The organism is Paucibacter soli (assembly GCF_037482845.1).
GTDB lineage: Bacteria > Pseudomonadota > Gammaproteobacteria > Burkholderiales > Burkholderiaceae_C > Paucibacter_B > Paucibacter_B soli.
Genome location: NZ_JBBHJW010000007.1, coordinates 137,979 through 153,185 on the forward strand (window position 1 = coordinate 137,979; position 15,207 = coordinate 153,185).

A 15,207-nucleotide genomic window follows, 5' to 3' on the forward strand; every position below is an offset into this window, starting at 1 on the left:
TTGACGCTGCCCGTCCGTGGGTGGAAGCTGATCCGGTCCAGGCGCAGATCCGGGCAAGGGGGTTGGCGGCGTGGAGTCGATGAGCAGTACAGCAAAGGTCGGCATGGCCACGGCCGACGCCATGATCGCCGCGGGTCAGCATGCCCGGGCCGTCGCCCTGCTGGAAGACCTGCTGGCAGAACTCGCCCCCGAGCACCCGCGCCTGCGCGGCCAGTTGCTGAACCGCCTGGCCAGCAGTTACCCCTGCCTGGGCCAGAGCCAGCAGGGGCTGCGTGCGGCACACGAAGCCGTACAGCTGTTCAAGCGCCTGCCCAGCGGGCTGGCCGGCCTGTCGACGGCACATGGCGCGCTCGCCTTCTGCTATGCGATGCTGCGCATGGGCCAGGAGGCCCTGCAGGCCGGGCTGCGCGCCCTGCACAGCGCGCGCGAGGCCGGCAATGCGGAGCTGGAGGCCTGGGCACTGAACCGCATCGGCCTCGCCTACGAGGCCCTCGGAGACTTGCAGCAGGCCCAAACCTCGACCACCCAGTCGCTCGAGATCGCGCAGCGCCAGGAGCTGGCCGAGCCGCACTTCGCGGCCATCAACAACCTCTGCGGCTTTGCCAGCCTGGCCGAGCATGAGGCCTTGCTGGAACGTCAGGACGCACGCGCCCAGGGCCACGCGCTGCGCGCCCTGCAGCTGACCGAGCAGGCCTGCCAGCTGGCGCGCGCCTCCGGCAACGCCCACTGGCTGGCGGCGGCACTGGCCAATCGCGTCGACGCCCTGCTCTCGGCCACCGAACTGGAGCAGGCCGCGGCCCTGATCGACGAGTACCTGCCGCTTGCACAGGCGCAGCAGTTCGCCTGGCTGGTGCTGCAGGCCCAGCTGCAGCGCGCCCGGCTGCTGCAGCTGGGCGACCAGGCGGGGCGTGCGATCGCCATCCTGCGCAGCCTGCTGGCGGCCGATCTGGATCGCCTACCGCCCAAGCTCAAGCGCCGCGCCGTGCACATGCTGGTCGGCTTGCACAAGCAGCGTGGCGAGTACTACGAGGCCCTGCAGAGCCTGGAACAACTGGCCGAGCTGGATCGCCGTTGGGCCCAAGACAAGCTGGCCCTGCACAGCAAGGCCCTGCTGATCCGCGAAGAGGTGGCGTTGGCCCAGGCACGCGCCGAACTCGCCAGCCGCGACGCCGAGCGCGAGCGCGAACGCGCCGAGCGCCTCTTGCATGAGCACGAGGCCCTCAGCAGCCAGGCCGCCGAGCTTGGCCGCATTGCCGTGGAAGATGTACTCACCGGCCTCTACAACCGCCGCCACGCCGACCAGGTACTGCCCCTGCTGAGCCAGCGCGCCCTCAGCCAGGGCCAGCCGCTGAGCGTCGCCATGCTGGACCTCGATCACTTCAAGCAGATCAACGACGGCTACGGCCACGCCATGGGCGACCAGGTCTTGCGCGCCGTGGCCCAGCATCTGCGCACCAGCGTGCGCAGCGCCGACCTGATGGCGCGCATCGGCGGTGAGGAATTCGTCGTCGCGCTATTGGGAGCACCCCTGGCCAAGGCGCGCGAGATCTGCGAGCGCATGCGCGGTGCGATTGCCGCGCACGACTGGGAGGCACTGGCGCCCGAGCTGAAGGTGAGCGTCAGCATCGGACTGGCCTGCGCCCAGACCGCCGACGAGCATGGCCAGTTGCTGGAGCGCGCCGACCAGGCCCTCTACGCCGCCAAGCACGCCGGGCGCAACCAGGTACGCGTGAGTCTGGCCGATGCCGGGCCGGCGGGTCGCGAAGTCCCCACAGCGGCTTGACGCGCGCAGGCCGCTGCCCGATGCTGAGCAACAGCAGCCTGCGCCGACATGGGACCCCACCGCCAAACCAGCCAACCGGACTTTGATGCCTTGATCGGCGCCGCCGCGCAGCATGCCTTGCGCGGCGACTATGTCGATGCCGTCGCCGCGCTGCAGCAGGCCTTGCCCATCTGCCATGACGACACCGCGCGTGCGCGCGTGCTCGCGCTGCTGGCACACCATTACCCGCGCCTGGGTAATCTGCAGGACAGCGTGCGCTGTGCCAGCGAAGCGGTGGCTCTTTGCCAGCACCTGGACGAGCCCAGGCTGGTGGCCGAGGCGCAGACCTCGCTGTCCTATGTCTATGCCCAGCTGCTGATGGGGCGCGATGCGCTGGATGCGGCCCTGCATGCCCTCAAGGCGGCACGCCGTGCCGGTGACCGCGTGCAGGAGGCTTGGGCACTGAATCGCCTGGGCGTGGCCTATGGCAGCATGGACAACATCCTGCAAGCGCGCGAGAGCACCCAGCAGGCGCTCGAGGTGGCAATGCCCCTGGACAACGGCGAGCTGAGCTTTTCCTGCCTCAACAACCTCGCCTACTTCTGGCTGCAACTCGCCGCCGAGGCGCGCACCGGCAGCAGCGATGTCAAGCTGCTGCCCGAGGCCCTGGGCCAGGCGCGTGCGCTTGCCGAGCAGGCCAGCGCGCAGGCGCGCGCCTCTTGCAGCGAGTTCCAGGTCGCGGTGGCCCTGTCCAATCTGGTCGAGGCCATGCTGGGCATGGCCGATCATGAGGACGGCGTGGCCCTGATCGACGAGTACCAGGCCCTCGCCCACCGCCATGGCTATCTGGCGCTGGAACTGCAAGCCCAGATGCAGCGCGCCTGGTTGCTGATGCTGCACGGCCAGCACCAGGCCTGCGTGGCCAGCCTGATGCTGATACTGGCGCAGCGGCGCGAGCATCTGCCGCCCGCGCTGCGCCGCAAGCTCATCCATGCGCTCTACGAGGCCAGCAAGGCGGGGCGCGATTTCGAGGCCGCGCTGTCCTATCTGGAGCAGCATGCCGAGCTGGAGCGCCAGATCGCCCGCGAGACCATGGCGCTGCAGACCGAGGTGATGCTGATACGCCAGGATGTCGAGCAGGCGCATGCGCGCGCTGAGCACGCGCTGGTGGACGCGCGGCGCGAGCGCGAGCGCGCCACCCGGCTGGAGCGCGAGCAGGAGCGGCTGCGCCACCAGGCCGCCGAATGGGGCCGCGCCGCCCATGAGGACGTGCTGACCGGCCTGCACAACCGCCGCCATGCCGAATTCGCGCTGCCGGTGCTGCTGGAGCGCGCCCGCCAGGAACATGCCGAGATCTGCCTGGCGATGCTGGACGTCGATCACTTCAAGCACATCAACGACCGCCACGGCCATGGCGTGGGCGACGAGGTGCTGCGCCAGCTCGCCGGCGTGCTGCGCAACAACACGCGCAGCGCCGACCTGCTGGCGCGCGTGGGCGGTGAGGAATTCATGATCGCCCTGGTGGGCATCGCCCTGCCGCAGGCCCAGGACATCTGCGAGCGCCTGCGCGTGGCGATCTCGGCGCATTCCTGGCAAGACCTGGCACCGGACCTGGCGGTCACGATCAGCCTGGGCCTGACCGGCGGCCCAGCGCCCGACGAGGTCAAGCTGCTGGTGGACCGTGCCGACCATGCCCTCTACGCGGCCAAGCGCGCCGGCCGCAATCGCGTGGAAGTTCTCTGATTCGCGCCCTCAGGCCAGCTTGAACACCGCCACCGTCTGCGCCAGCTCGTCGGCCTGCTGCTGCAGGCTCTGCGCCGCCGCCGCCGATTGCTCCACCAGCGCGGCGTTCTGCTGCGTCATCTGATCGAGCTGGCTGATCGCCATGCCGATCTGGTTGATGCCCGAGCTCTGCTCGGCGGTGGCATGGCTGATCTCGCCGACGATATGGCTGACGCGGCCGATCGAGTTCATGATGTCCTGCATGGTCTCGCCGGCACGCGCCACCAGGGCCGCACCGGCCTCCACGCTCTCGGTACTGCTGGTGATCAGGCCCTTGATCTCCTTGGCCGCCTCGGCGCTGCGCTGCGCCAGGCTGCGCACCTCGCTGGCCACCACCGCAAAACCGCGCCCCTGCTCGCCCGCGCGCGCCGCCTCCACCGCGGCGTTGAGCGCCAGGATATTGGTCTGGAAGGCAATGCCGTCGATCACCGAGATGATGTCGCTGATCTTGCGCGAGGAGGCACTGATGCGATCCATCGTGGCCACCACGTCGTTCACCACCGCGCCGCCACGCTGCGCCACCTCGGCCGCCTCATTGGCCAGTTGATCCGCCTGGCGCGCGGAGTCGGCGTTGTGCTTCACGCTGGCGGTGAGCTGCTCCATCGCCGAGGCGGTTTCCTCCAGATTGGAGGCTGCCTGCTCGGTGCGGTGGCTCAGATCATGGCTGCCGGTGGCGACCTCGGCCGAGGCGGTGGCAATGCTGTCGGTGGCGCTACGCACCCCCGTGACCACCTCGCGTATCGCCGTCTGCATGCCTTGCACGCCACGCATCATGGCCGCGGTCTCGTCGCGGCCCTGGATCTGGATGGCTTGGCTCAGATCCTGGTGCGCCATGCGCTCCGAGCTCTCAACCGCATTGGCCAGGGGTTGCAGAATGGAGCGGATGTTGAAGAAGGTGTAGATGGCTATCGCCAGCACGCCCACCAGCATCACGGCGGTGAGCGAGAGCCGGATGGTGTGCTCCTTGGCATCCAGCCGCTTGACCTCCTCGGTGCCATGCTGATCGATCAGCTTGGTCATCTCGGCCAACTGCGTGTCCATCGCGCGTACCGGCGCCTTGATCGGCTCCATGGCGCGGTTGGCGCTGGCCGTATCGGGAAACTCGCCCTTCTGCACGCGCTCGATGACGCCCTGCAGGCCGGTGCGGTAGGCGGCCAGCGACTTGCGCAACTCGGGCGGCATCTTCTTGGCCTCGGGCGCGATGTTCAGCTGCTCGATCGCATCCAGCCCCTTGACGACCTTCTCGTAGGTGTGCTGCCACTCGGCCTGGTACTTTTCCACCGCCTTGGTGTCGATCAGGTTGATCAGCAGATCCTTCTCGTAGCGCCGCAGATTGCCGACCCCGGCGCGCACCGTGGCCAGCTGCGCCAGCGATTCGACGTCGTTGTCCACATAATGGGTGAAGTCGGCGCGCGCCTGGGCCAGGCTGTAAAGCCCGTTGCCGCCGATGATGAGCATGGTGACGATGGCCAGGCCGGCCAGCAGGTACAGACGGGCCCGGATCGTGTAGTTGCGCAGGTCCAGCATGGCATACCCCCAAGCGACTTGTGCGCCAAGCGTAACAGCGAAACCCCTGCCCCTGCCAGCGGTTTTAGGGGGTCAGTCCTTGCCCCAGAGTTCCTTCATGCTGGTCTCGAAAGCCGCCGCCACGCTGGCCTGGGCCGGATGCTGGCCCTCGCGCAGCCGGCATTCGCCCGCCACATAGACCTCGCGCAAGGCCTCGCCCTGGCTGGCGAACACCAGCGCGTCCAGCCTTGCCGCGGCCGGCACGCCCAAGAGGCCCGAGCAGCGCGTGTCCAGCACCAGGAAGTCGGCGCGCGCGCCTTGCTCCAGCCCCCATTGTTTGAAACCGGCCGGGGCGGCGCTGCCGCGCACGCAGGCCTCGAACAGACGTGCCGCGGTGGCGCTCTGACCGCGGCCCGGCGCGGCCGCCACATTGCGTTGCTGCAGGCCGAGGCGCTGGCCATATTCCAGCCAGCGCAACTCCTCGACCCAGGCGCGCGTGACATGGCTGTCCGAGCCCATGCTGATCGGCACGCCGGCGTCCAGCCAGCCGCGCAGATCGCACAGGCCATCGCCCAGATTGCCCTCGGTGCCGGGGCAGATGACCGCGCTGGCGCCGCTCGCGGCCACCTGGGCAATCTCCGCGGGCGTGCTGTGGGTGGCATGCACCAGGTGCCAGCGCGCATCGGGCTTGAATTCATTGCACAGCCACTCCATGGGGCGCTGGCCGGTGGCCGCCAGGCAGTCGCGTACCTCCTGCTGCTGCTCGCTGATATGAATGTGGATGGGCAGATCGGCATCGCCCACCAGGGCCTGCAGCGCGTGGATGTCCTCGGTGTTGGCGGCGCGCAGCGAATGCAGGGCCACGCCGGCCGTCAACAGCGGCCGGCCGGCCGAGCGCACGCGCTGGCTGGCGCGCCAGACCCAGGCCGCGTCGGTGGTAAAGCGGCGCTGGTCGGCGCGCAGGCCCGGCTGGCCGAAGCCGGCGCGCGCATACAGCACCGGCAGCAGGGTCAGGCCCAGGCCCACCTGCTCGGCCGCGTCGGCCAGGGCCCAGCTCATCGCCAGCTCATCGGCATAGGGCGAGCCGTCGCCCTGGTGCTGCAGATAGTGGAACTCGCAGACCTGGGTATAACCGCCGCGCAGCAGCTCCAGATAGAGCTGGGCGGCGATGGCCTGCAATTGCACCGGGTTCAGCTGCAGGGCCAGGCCGTACATGCGGTCGCGCCAGGACCAGAAATCGTCTTCACCCGCCTCGCGGCGTTCGGCCAGGCCGGCCATGGCGCGCTGGAAGGCATGGCTGTGCGCATCCACCAGGCTGGGTATCACAGGGCCGGGCAGTTCCTCGGCCGCCACCGGCTTCATCTGCCCCGGCAGGATCTCGGCCCAATGGCCGCGCCCATCCACCTTCAACAGCACATCGCGCTGCCAGCCGCCGCTGACCCAGGCCTGGCGGGCAAAGTAGAGCCGGCTCATGCTGCAGGCTCCCATGCCAAGAGGCGCTGCAGCAGCGCGCGCAGCAGCGGCTGCACCTCGGCGGCCAGCGCCGGCGCGTAGTCGTACGGCGGCTGCTCGCTCATATAGCAGCATTGGCACATCTCCAACTGCACCGCATGCCAGCCCTGCTGCGGCTGGCCATAGTGGCGCGTGATGAAGCCACCCTTGAAACGGCCGTTCACCACCTGGCTGTAGCTACTTTGCGAGGCGAGCAGATCACTTAAGCCCGCGGTGATGGCGGGGTCGCAGGATCGGCCCTCGGCCGTGCCCAGGTTCAGATCGGGCAGCCGGCCCTCGAACAGCCAGGGCAGCTCGGAGCGGATGCTGTGCGCGTCGAACAGCAATGCATGGCCATACAGGCTCTTGAGCCGGTTCATCTCGGCCGTGAGGGCGCGGTGGTAAGGCAACCAGTACTGCTCGCGGCGGCGCTGCTTCTCGGCCAGATCGGGTTCCTGGCCCTCGAGATAGAGCGGCTCGCCGGTGAAGAAGCGCGTCGGGCAGAGCTCGGTATTGGCCGCGCCCGGGTACATGGGCGTGTCCTCGGGCGGGCGGTTCAGGTCGATCAGGTAGCGCGAGTAATGCGGGACGATCAGGCTGGCACCCAGCGCTTGCGCAATCTCGCCGTACAGACGCTCCAGATGCCAGTCGGTGTCCTCGCTGGCCAGCGCGCGCGGCTGGTAGCGCTGCCGCTGGTCTTCGGGGATGGCGCTGCCCACATGGGGCATGCTGATCAGCAGCGGCGTGCGGCCCTGCTGAAGTCGAAAGACAGAGCTCATCTTGTTCAGTTCCGTGTCTGTCCACCACGCACCACATGGCGCAGGGGATTGCGGCCGAAGTAATAGGCCAGTTCGTTGGGGTGTTCGATGTCCCAGATGCAGAAATCGGCGCGCTGCCCCGCCACCAACTGGCCGCGGTCGCGCAGGCCCAGGGCGCGTGCCGCATGCTGGGTCACGCCGCGCAGCGCCTCCTCGGGCGTGAGGCGGAACAGCGTGCAGGCCATGTTCAGCATCAGGAGCAGCGAGAGCGTGGGCGAGGTGCCGGGGTTGTGGTCGGTGGCGATCGCGATCGGCACGCCGGCGGCGCGCAGCTCCGCCACCGGCGGCAATTTGCTCTCGCGCAGGAAATAGAAGGCGCCGGGCAGCAGCACCGCCACCGTGCCGCTCGCCTGCATGGCCTGGATGCCGGCCGCACTGAGGTATTCGAGGTGGTCGCAGGAGAGCGCACCGAACTCGCAGGCCAGCTGGGTGCCGCCCTGGTCGCTGAGCTGCTCGGCATGCAGCTTCAGGGGCAGGCCCAGGGCGCGGGCGGCCTCGAAGACCTGACGCGTCTGCGCCGGCGTGAAGCCTATGCCCTCGCAAAAGGCATCCACCGCGTCCACCAGGCCCTCGCGCTTGAGCTCGGGCAGCCAGTCGCACAACGCCTTCACATAGGCGTCCTGGCGGCCCTGGTATTCGGGCGGCAGGGCATGGGCGCCCAGATAGGTGCTGCGCACATCGACGCCTAGGCCGGCCAGGCGCCGCGCCACGCGCAGCATCTTGGCCTCGGCGGCCTGCGACAGGCCATAGCCCGACTTGACCTCGATGGTGGTCACGCCCTCGGCCAGCAGCGGCTGCAGGCGCTGTGCCGCCAGCGCATAGAGCTCATGCTCGCTGGCCGCACGCGTGGCCGCCACCGAGGAGCGGATGCCGCCACCGGCGCGCGCGATGGCCTCGTAGCTGGCGCCGGCCAGGCGCAGTTCGAACTCATGCGCGCGCGAACCGCCATAGACCAGATGGGTGTGGCAGTCGATCAGCCCCGGCGTCACCACCGCGCCACCCAGGTCGTGGCGCTGCGCGATGCTGGCGCTCAGCTCGGGTGAGAGTTGCGAGGCCTCGCCGACCCAGACGATCTGCTCGCCCTCGGTGATCAGCGCACCCTGCGGCAGCCAGCCCCAGGCTTCATCGCCGGCCAGGGTGGCCAGGCGCGCGTTGTGCCAGAGGATGCGTTTGCTGCTGCCGCTGCTATTCATGCTTCGCTCCATGTCATCCACCAGGCCGCACCCTCGCCGCTGAACACGCAGGACTGCGCCGCGGGCGTCTCGCACCAGGCCAGGCTCAGGGGCCGCAAGGGCATGGCGCGCGCGCCATGTTCAAGCAGGCCGCCCTGGACGCTGAACAGGCCGACCCAGCGCGCCTGCGGCACCAAGGCATGACGGGCCGGCTGCACCTGCATGCGACCGCGGCCGCGCCGGTGCATCAGATTGAAATCGCGCGTCATGCCGCCGAGCAAGTCGCAGTCGGGCGCCAGCGCGCCATCGAAATGCAAGAGCTCGTCGCCCACGCGCAGCTCGTAGTCGTAAAGCCGCACGCCATCGCCCTGCAGCACCGCGAACCAGCGGTCCACGCCCTCGAATTTCGAGAACGGGCCGCTGGCCTCGATATCCGCCACGCTGATGCGCAGCGCCCAGTCGTTGCTGTGCGGCCAGGCCAGCAACTCGCGCGTCTGGCCACCGCCGTTGCGCCAGGGCTGAGGCGTGACCTCGTCCGCGCTGATGATGCTCCAACTCATGCCTGAAAACTCCCTTGCAAGAGGTAGCGTGAACCGGGATGGGTCAAGCGCACCGTCGTTACTGTCTGCCCATGGCTGTAGGTGGTGCGCTTGACCACCAGGCAGGGATCGCGCCGCGCGATGCCCAACAGCCTGGCCTCCGCCTCACCCGGCAACGTCGCTTCAATCGTATAGCGCGCCTCCGACAGGGGCGCCACCTGCAGCAGGTAATTCGTGGGGGTGGTGCTGGCGAAGTCCAACGTCAGATAGTCGGGCGCACAGGCCGGATTGACCAGCCGGTCCTCGCACTGGATCGCCACGCCATTCTCCAGGTGCACGATGACGCTGTGGAATAGCGGCGCGCCGGCCCGCAATCCGAACTCGGCCGCCTGCTCGGGCGTGGCCTTGGTCTTTTCCAGCAGCTGCACGCGGGCCTCATGCCGGTGGCCGCGCTCGGCAATCTCGTCGTGTACATCGCGCACCGTCAGCGTCGACGAGATGCGGTGCAGCTGGGCCACAAAGGTCCCCACGCCCTGCACCCGCTCGACCAGGCCTTCCTGCGTCAGCTCGCGCAGCGCGCGGTTCACCGTCATGCGACTGAGCTCGAACTGCCCGCCCAGCTCGGCCTCCGAGGGCAGCAGATCGCCCGCCACCCAGCGGCCACTGCTGATGCCTTCGCGCAGGAAATTCTTGACCTTGAGGTACTGCGGCTCGGGGCCGGCCGGGGCTTTTCTGGACATGCGTGAATGGTAGTTGACTTTACTTGTATAGACAACTAGAGTTCGCCTCATTCCTTATGCAACCGCCTGGAGTTCCCCATGTCCGCACAGCCTCGCGTCGTCCGCGCCCCCACCGGCAGCACCCTGACCTGCAAGAACTGGCTCACCGAAGCCGCCTACCGCATGATCCAGAACAATCTGGACCCGGTGGTGGCCGAGAACCCGGCCGAGCTGGTGGTATATGGCGGCATCGGCAAGGCCGCGCGCAACTGGGAATGTTTCGACGCCATCCTGGACGCGCTGAAGAAGCTCAATGAGGACGAGACCCTCTTGGTGCAGTCCGGCAAGCCGGTGGGCGTGTTCAAGACCCATGCCGATGCGCCGCGCGTGCTGATCGCCAACAGCAATCTGGTGCCGCATTGGGCCAACTGGGAACATTTCAACGAGCTCGACCGCAAGGGCCTGATGATGTACGGCCAGATGACCGCCGGCAGCTGGATCTACATCGGCTCGCAGGGCATTGTGCAAGGCACTTACGAGACCTTTGCCGAGGCCGGCCGCCAGCATTACGGCGGTTCGCTGAAGGGCCGCTGGATCCTCACCGCCGGGCTGGGCGGCATGGGCGGCGCCCAGCCGCTCGCCGCCACCTTTGCCGGCGCCTGCTCGCTGAACATCGAATGCCAGCAGTCGCGCATCGACTTCCGCCTCAAGACCCGCTATGTGGACGAGCAGGCGGCCGATCTGGACGACGCGCTGGCCCGCATCGCCAAGTACACCGCCGAGGGCAAGGCAGTCTCGATCGCCCTCTTGGGCAATGCCGCGCGCATCCTGCCGGCGCTGGCCGAGCGCTGCAAGGCCGGCACGGCGATCAAGCCCGACCTGGTGACCGACCAGACCTCGGCGCACGACCTCATCAACGGCTACCTGCCGGCCGGCTGGAGCGTGGAGCAATGGAAGGCCGCCGCCGCGGACCCGGCCCAGCATGCCGAGCTCAAGGCCGCCGCCGCCCAGAGCTGCGCCGAGCACGTGAAGGCCATGCTGCTGTTCCAGGCCATGGGCATCCCCACCGTCGACTACGGCAACAACATCCGCCAGGTGGCGCTGGAGCAGGGCGTGAAGAACGCCTTCGACTTCCCCGGTTTCGTGCCCGCCTATGTGCGCCCGCAGTTCTGCGAGGGCCGCGGCCCCTTCCGCTGGGTGGCGCTCTCGGGCGACCCCGAGGACATCTACAAGACCGACGCCAAGATCAAGGAGCTCTTCCCCCACCACGAGGGCGTGCACCGCTGGCTGGACATGGCCCGCGAGCGCATCAGCTTCCAGGGCCTGCCGGCGCGCATCTGCTGGCTGGGCCTGGGCGAGCGCCATCTGGCCGGCCTGGCCTTCAATGAAATGGTGCGCAAGGGCGAGCTGAAGGCGCCGATCGTGATCGGCCGCGACCATCTGGACAGCGGCTCGGTGGCCAGCCCGAATCGCGAGACCGAGAGCATGAAGGACGGCTCCGACGCCGTGTCCGACTGGCCGCTGCTGAACGCCCTGCTGAACACCGCCGGCGGCGCCACCTGGGTCTCGCTGCACCATGGCGGCGGCGTGGGCATGGGCTTCTCCCAGCACAGCGGCGTGGTGATCGTCTGCGACGGCAGCGAGGCCGCCGACAAGCGCATCGCCCGCGTGCTGGTGAACGACCCGGGCACCGGCGTGATGCGCCATGCCGACGCCGGCTACGACATCGCCGTCCAGTGCGCCAAGGAGCGCGGCCTCCATCTGCCCATGATCACCGGCTGACTTTCAGAAAGACAAGAACAATGACCCACATCGAAATCACCCCCGGCCAGCTGACCCTGGACCAGCTGCGCAGCATTCGTGAGGGCGGCGTCAAGCTGGGCCTGCATGCCAGCGCCGCCGAGATCATCCGCCGCAGCGCCGCCGTGGTGCAGGCCGCCGCCGCCGGCGATGCGCCGGTCTACGGCGTCAACACCGGCTTCGGCAAGCTGGCCTCCAAGCGCATCAGCAAGGAAGAACTGGCGACCCTGCAGTTCAACCTGATCCGCTCGCATTGCGTGGGCGTGGGCGAACCGCTGCAGCCCTCGGTGGTGCGCCTGATGCTGGCCACCAAGGCGGCCTCGCTGGCGCGCGGCCATTCGGGCGTGCGCGAGGCGGTGGTTCAGTCGCTGCTGGACGTCTTCAACGCCGGCCTCGTGCCCTATGTGCCGGCCAAGGGTTCGGTGGGCGCCTCGGGCGATCTGGCCCCGCTCTCGCACATGACCCTGGCGCTCTTGGGCGAAGGCGAGATGCTGGTGGATGGCCAACGCGTGCCCGCCCTGCCCGAGCTGAAGAAGCATGGCATCGCCCCCCTGGTGCTGCAGGCCAAGGAAGGCCTGGCGCTGATCAACGGCACCCAGACCAGCACCGCGCTGGCGCTGGAGGGCCTGCTGCGCTTCGAGCAGGTCTATGCCTCGGCCATCGTCAGCGGCGCATTGAGCCTGGACGCGGCGCGCGGCAGCGACGGCCCGTTTGATCCGCGCATCCATGCGGTGCGCGGCCAGCCCGGCCAGATCGAGGCGGCCGCCGCCTACCGGCAGATCCTCGCCGGCAGCGCCATCCGCGCCTCGCACCAGGAGGGCGACGAGCGCGTGCAGGATCCCTATTGCCTGCGCTGCCAGCCCCAGGTGATGGGCGCCTGCCTGGACCAGGCGCGTTATGTGCGTGACGTGCTCTTGCGCGAGGCCAATGCGGTGACCGACAACCCGCTGGTGTTCGCCAACCAGGACGGCAGCAGCTATATGGTTTCGGGTGGCAACTTCCACGCCGAGCCGGTGGCCCTGGCCGCCGACGCGCTGGCCTGCGCCATCGCCGAGGTGGGCGCGATTGCCGAGCGCCGCATCGCCATGCTGATCGACGCCAGCGTGTCGCGTCTGCCGCCCTTCCTGACCGCCAACGCCGGCCTCAACTCGGGCTTCATGATCGCCCATGTGACCGCCGCGGCCCTGGCCAGCGAGAACAAGAGCCTGGCGCATCCCGCCAGCGTCGACAGCCTGCCCACCAGCGCCAACCAGGAAGACCATGTCTCGATGGCCACCTATGGTGCACGGCGGCTGGGCCAGATGCTGGACAACACCGGCCACATCATCGGCATCGAGCTGCTGGCCGCCGCACAGGGCATCGAGTTCCTGCGGCCTCTCACCAGCTCAAGGGCGCTGGAAGAGGTGCATGCCCTGGTGCGCAAAAACTGCCCGCCCATGCCCACCGACCATTACCTGGCGCCCGATATCGAGCATGCCAGTGCCTTGGTCGAGGATGGCGCGCTGCACGCGCTGCTGCAGCGCGAGAGCGGCTTCAGGCCTCTGGCCTGATGGCCTGCGTGGGCTGCGCCGCCGCCTCGGCACGCGCGACGTCTTGCGCCAGGCCCTCGGCCAGCAGCTCGATGAGGTGAAAACCGAAATCCGGATGCTGGTAGTAGAGCTGGCGCACCGTGCTCTCGTGGATCTGCAGCACCGTGCAGGCCGTCAGCGCCTGCACGGTGCGGGTGCGCCGGTGCTCGGGCGAGAACAGCGCGATCTCGCCGAAGATGCGCCCCTGCGGCAGCGGCTGGCCGATATCGGCCAGCGTCATCTGCCCCTGCGCCAGCAGGTAAAGATGCTCGGCTCGATCGCCCTTGTTGAACAGCACCTGGCCGGCCTTGAGCTTGCGCACCTTCATATGCGGTTTGAGCCAATGCCCGACATGATCGGCCGCGGCAGCCGCGCCGCGCACCTGGCGCGTCAGCCGCGTCACTTCGATGGCGCGGTAGACGTTGATGGGCAGCAGCAGCAGCGACGCCGCCAGCGTGCTCATCGAGGGGCTCAAGGCCCCATAGACCAACAGGGCCAGGCAGCTGGCCACCGTCAGCCAGCGCAGGGGCAGCATGGTGCGCACCAGCGAGCCGCCGACCTGTAGCCCCACGCCCAGCACGGCGCAGCCCAGCGCGAAGATCTGCAGCGGTGTGGCCAGGCTGTCCAGGAAGCTGCTCTGTATCGCCTCCAGCAGCGTCTGCCACATCATCATCGATCACCCAGCACGACATACACCTCGACGGCGGCGGCCTTGCCCTTGAGCAGCACCGGGCCGAGTGCCTCCGTCGCGACCTGTCCCTGCAACGCCACATGGGTGGCGGCGTCGATCAGGATGGCGCGGCCCGCCTCCTTGGTATGGGCCTCCAGGCGCGCCGCCAGGTTCACCGTATCGCCCACGCAGGTGTAGGTGGCGCGTTGCTGCGTGCCGGTGTAGCCGGCCACCATGTCGCCGCTGGCAATGCCGATGCCGATGCGCAGCGGCGGCAGGCCGGCGGCCAGTTGCTCGCGGCTGAACTGCTCCATCATCGCCACCATCTCCAGCGCCGCGGCCACCGCGCAACTGGAGGGCTCGGCCAGCGGCATGGGCGCGCCGAAGATCGCCATCAGGCCATCGCCGATGATCTGGTTCACCACCCCGCCCAGGCCGCTGATGGCGTCGAACATCAGGGTGTAGTAGGTGTTGAGTAGGTCGATCACCTGCTCGGGCGTGAGCGTCTCCACCAGGCCGGTGAAGCCGCGGATATCGCAAAACAGCACGGCCCCATGCACACGCCGCCCGCCAAGCGTGAAGCCCGAGCGCTCCAGATCCTGGGCCACCTCCAGCGTGGCAAAGCGGCTCACCAGCTCGCGCTGCGCGTCGCGCAAGCGCTTCTTCTCCAGGCTGGCATTGATGCGGGCCTTGAGCAGCACCTGGTTGACCGGTTTTGAAAGATAGTCCTCAGCGCCGAGCTCGATGCAGCGCACCACATTGTCCAGACCCTCAAGCGCCGAGGTCACGATCACCGGCAGCTCGCGCAGCTCAGGGTCCTCCAGCATGCGGCCCAGCACCTCGAAGCCATCCATTTCCGGCATCTCGATGTCCAGTATCAGCAGGTCGTAGCGGCGTTCGCGCAGCATGCGCAGGGCCTCGCGGCCATTCTCGGCCAGCTCGGTCAGGTGGCCCAGCTGGCTGAGCTGGCGCGCCAGCAAGAGGCGGTTGACGCGGTTGTCATCCACCAGCAGCAGCCGGGCAGCATCGTCACGCATGGCTGATGCCCTGCAGCGCCTTGGCCGTGTGCTCGTAGGCCGTCTCCAGGGCCTGCAGGCGCGCCCGCAACTCGGCGTCGCCGGGCGCCAAGGGCTGCTGCGCGCGCTGCTCCAGCTCACGTGCCAGCTCCGCCAGGCCCAGCGCACCGAAGGTATTGCCGTTCGACTTGAGCGTGTGGGCGGCGCGCCGGAAGGCCGCTGCGTCGGCGTCAGCCAAGGCCTGGCGCAAGGCCTGCAGCAGGCTCGGCGCGTCCTCCAGAAAGGTCTGCACCAGCTCGCCGACGAAGTCGGCCCCCGCGCTGTCCTGCAACTCGGTGAAGATCTGATGATCGATCGCGTTCAT

The 15,207-nt window shown here is 68.7% G+C and carries 13 protein-coding genes; 4 read left to right on the top strand and 9 right to left on the bottom strand.

The annotated features are described in order from the left end of the window. Positions 1-79: 79 nt before the first annotated feature. The gene (locus WG898_RS15485; protein ID WP_339603699.1) at positions 80-1,783 is read left to right on the top strand and encodes a diguanylate cyclase; all 1,704 of its coding nucleotides are present in this window, start codon (positions 80-82) and stop codon (positions 1,781-1,783) included. Between the two features lie 48 nt (positions 1,784-1,831). Then, positions 1,832-3,505 carry a diguanylate cyclase gene (locus WG898_RS15490; protein ID WP_339603700.1) on the top strand — a complete coding sequence of 558 codons (1,674 nt, stop codon included), beginning with the start codon at positions 1,832-1,834 and terminating at the stop codon, positions 3,503-3,505. 9 nt (positions 3,506-3,514) lie between these two features. Here WG898_RS15490 and WG898_RS15495 read toward each other — a convergent pair whose 3' ends face one another. The 6 genes from WG898_RS15495 to hutC form a co-directional block, all read right to left on the bottom strand. After that, complete coding sequence (locus WG898_RS15495) at positions 3,515-5,071, bottom strand: methyl-accepting chemotaxis protein (protein WP_339603701.1); 1,557 nt, start codon at positions 5,069-5,071, stop codon at positions 3,515-3,517. A gap of 72 nt (positions 5,072-5,143) precedes the next feature. Next, positions 5,144-6,523, bottom strand: a complete 1,380-nt coding sequence (locus WG898_RS15500; RefSeq protein WP_339603702.1) for a formimidoylglutamate deiminase — start codon at positions 6,521-6,523, stop codon at positions 5,144-5,146. After that, entirely contained in the window at positions 6,520-7,320 is an 801-nt protein-coding gene (gene hutG, locus WG898_RS15505; RefSeq protein WP_339603703.1) for an N-formylglutamate deformylase, read from the bottom strand. Before hutG ends, WG898_RS15500 begins: the two co-directional genes overlap by 4 nt. 5 nt (positions 7,321-7,325) lie before the next feature. Then, on the bottom strand, positions 7,326-8,552 hold the full coding sequence (gene hutI, locus WG898_RS15510) for an imidazolonepropionase (protein WP_339603704.1): 1,227 nt from the start codon (positions 8,550-8,552) through the stop codon (positions 7,326-7,328). After that, the gene (locus WG898_RS15515) at positions 8,549-9,091 is read right to left on the bottom strand and encodes a HutD/Ves family protein (RefSeq protein WP_339603705.1); all 543 of its coding nucleotides are present in this window, start codon (positions 9,089-9,091) and stop codon (positions 8,549-8,551) included. The genes hutI and WG898_RS15515 overlap by 4 nt, the downstream gene beginning before the upstream one ends. Then, on the bottom strand, positions 9,088-9,810 hold the full coding sequence (hutC, locus tag WG898_RS15520) for a histidine utilization transcriptional repressor HutC (protein WP_339603706.1): 723 nt from the start codon (positions 9,808-9,810) through the stop codon (positions 9,088-9,090). Before hutC ends, WG898_RS15515 begins: the two co-directional genes overlap by 4 nt. A gap of 78 nt (positions 9,811-9,888) precedes the next feature. Here hutC and hutU point away from each other — a divergent pair, with 78 nt between their 5' ends. Together hutU and hutH are read left to right on the top strand one after the other, a co-directional pair. Then, positions 9,889-11,571 carry a urocanate hydratase gene (gene hutU / locus WG898_RS15525; RefSeq protein WP_339603707.1) on the top strand — a complete coding sequence of 561 codons (1,683 nt, stop codon included), beginning with the start codon at positions 9,889-9,891 and terminating at the stop codon, positions 11,569-11,571. A gap of 20 nt (positions 11,572-11,591) precedes the next feature. Further along, complete coding sequence (hutH, locus tag WG898_RS15530) at positions 11,592-13,139, top strand: histidine ammonia-lyase (protein ID WP_339603708.1); 1,548 nt, start codon at positions 11,592-11,594, stop codon at positions 13,137-13,139. Here hutH and WG898_RS15535 read toward each other — a convergent pair. The 3 genes from WG898_RS15535 to WG898_RS15545 are packed head-to-tail and all read right to left on the bottom strand — an operon-like array spanning position 13,123 to position 15,207. Then, positions 13,123-13,830 (bottom strand): Crp/Fnr family transcriptional regulator, encoded by a 708-nt coding sequence (locus WG898_RS15535; RefSeq protein ID WP_339603709.1) that lies wholly within the window; start codon positions 13,828-13,830, stop codon positions 13,123-13,125. The two genes, hutH and WG898_RS15535, sit on opposite strands and share 17 nt — an antisense overlap. Next, positions 13,827-14,864 (bottom strand): adenylate/guanylate cyclase domain-containing protein, encoded by a 1,038-nt coding sequence (locus tag WG898_RS15540; protein WP_339603710.1) that lies wholly within the window; start codon positions 14,862-14,864, stop codon positions 13,827-13,829. The genes WG898_RS15535 and WG898_RS15540 overlap by 4 nt, the downstream gene beginning before the upstream one ends. After that, on the bottom strand, positions 14,857-15,207 hold the full coding sequence (locus tag WG898_RS15545) for an Hpt domain-containing protein (protein ID WP_339603711.1): 351 nt from the start codon (positions 15,205-15,207) through the stop codon (positions 14,857-14,859). Before WG898_RS15545 ends, WG898_RS15540 begins: the two co-directional genes overlap by 8 nt.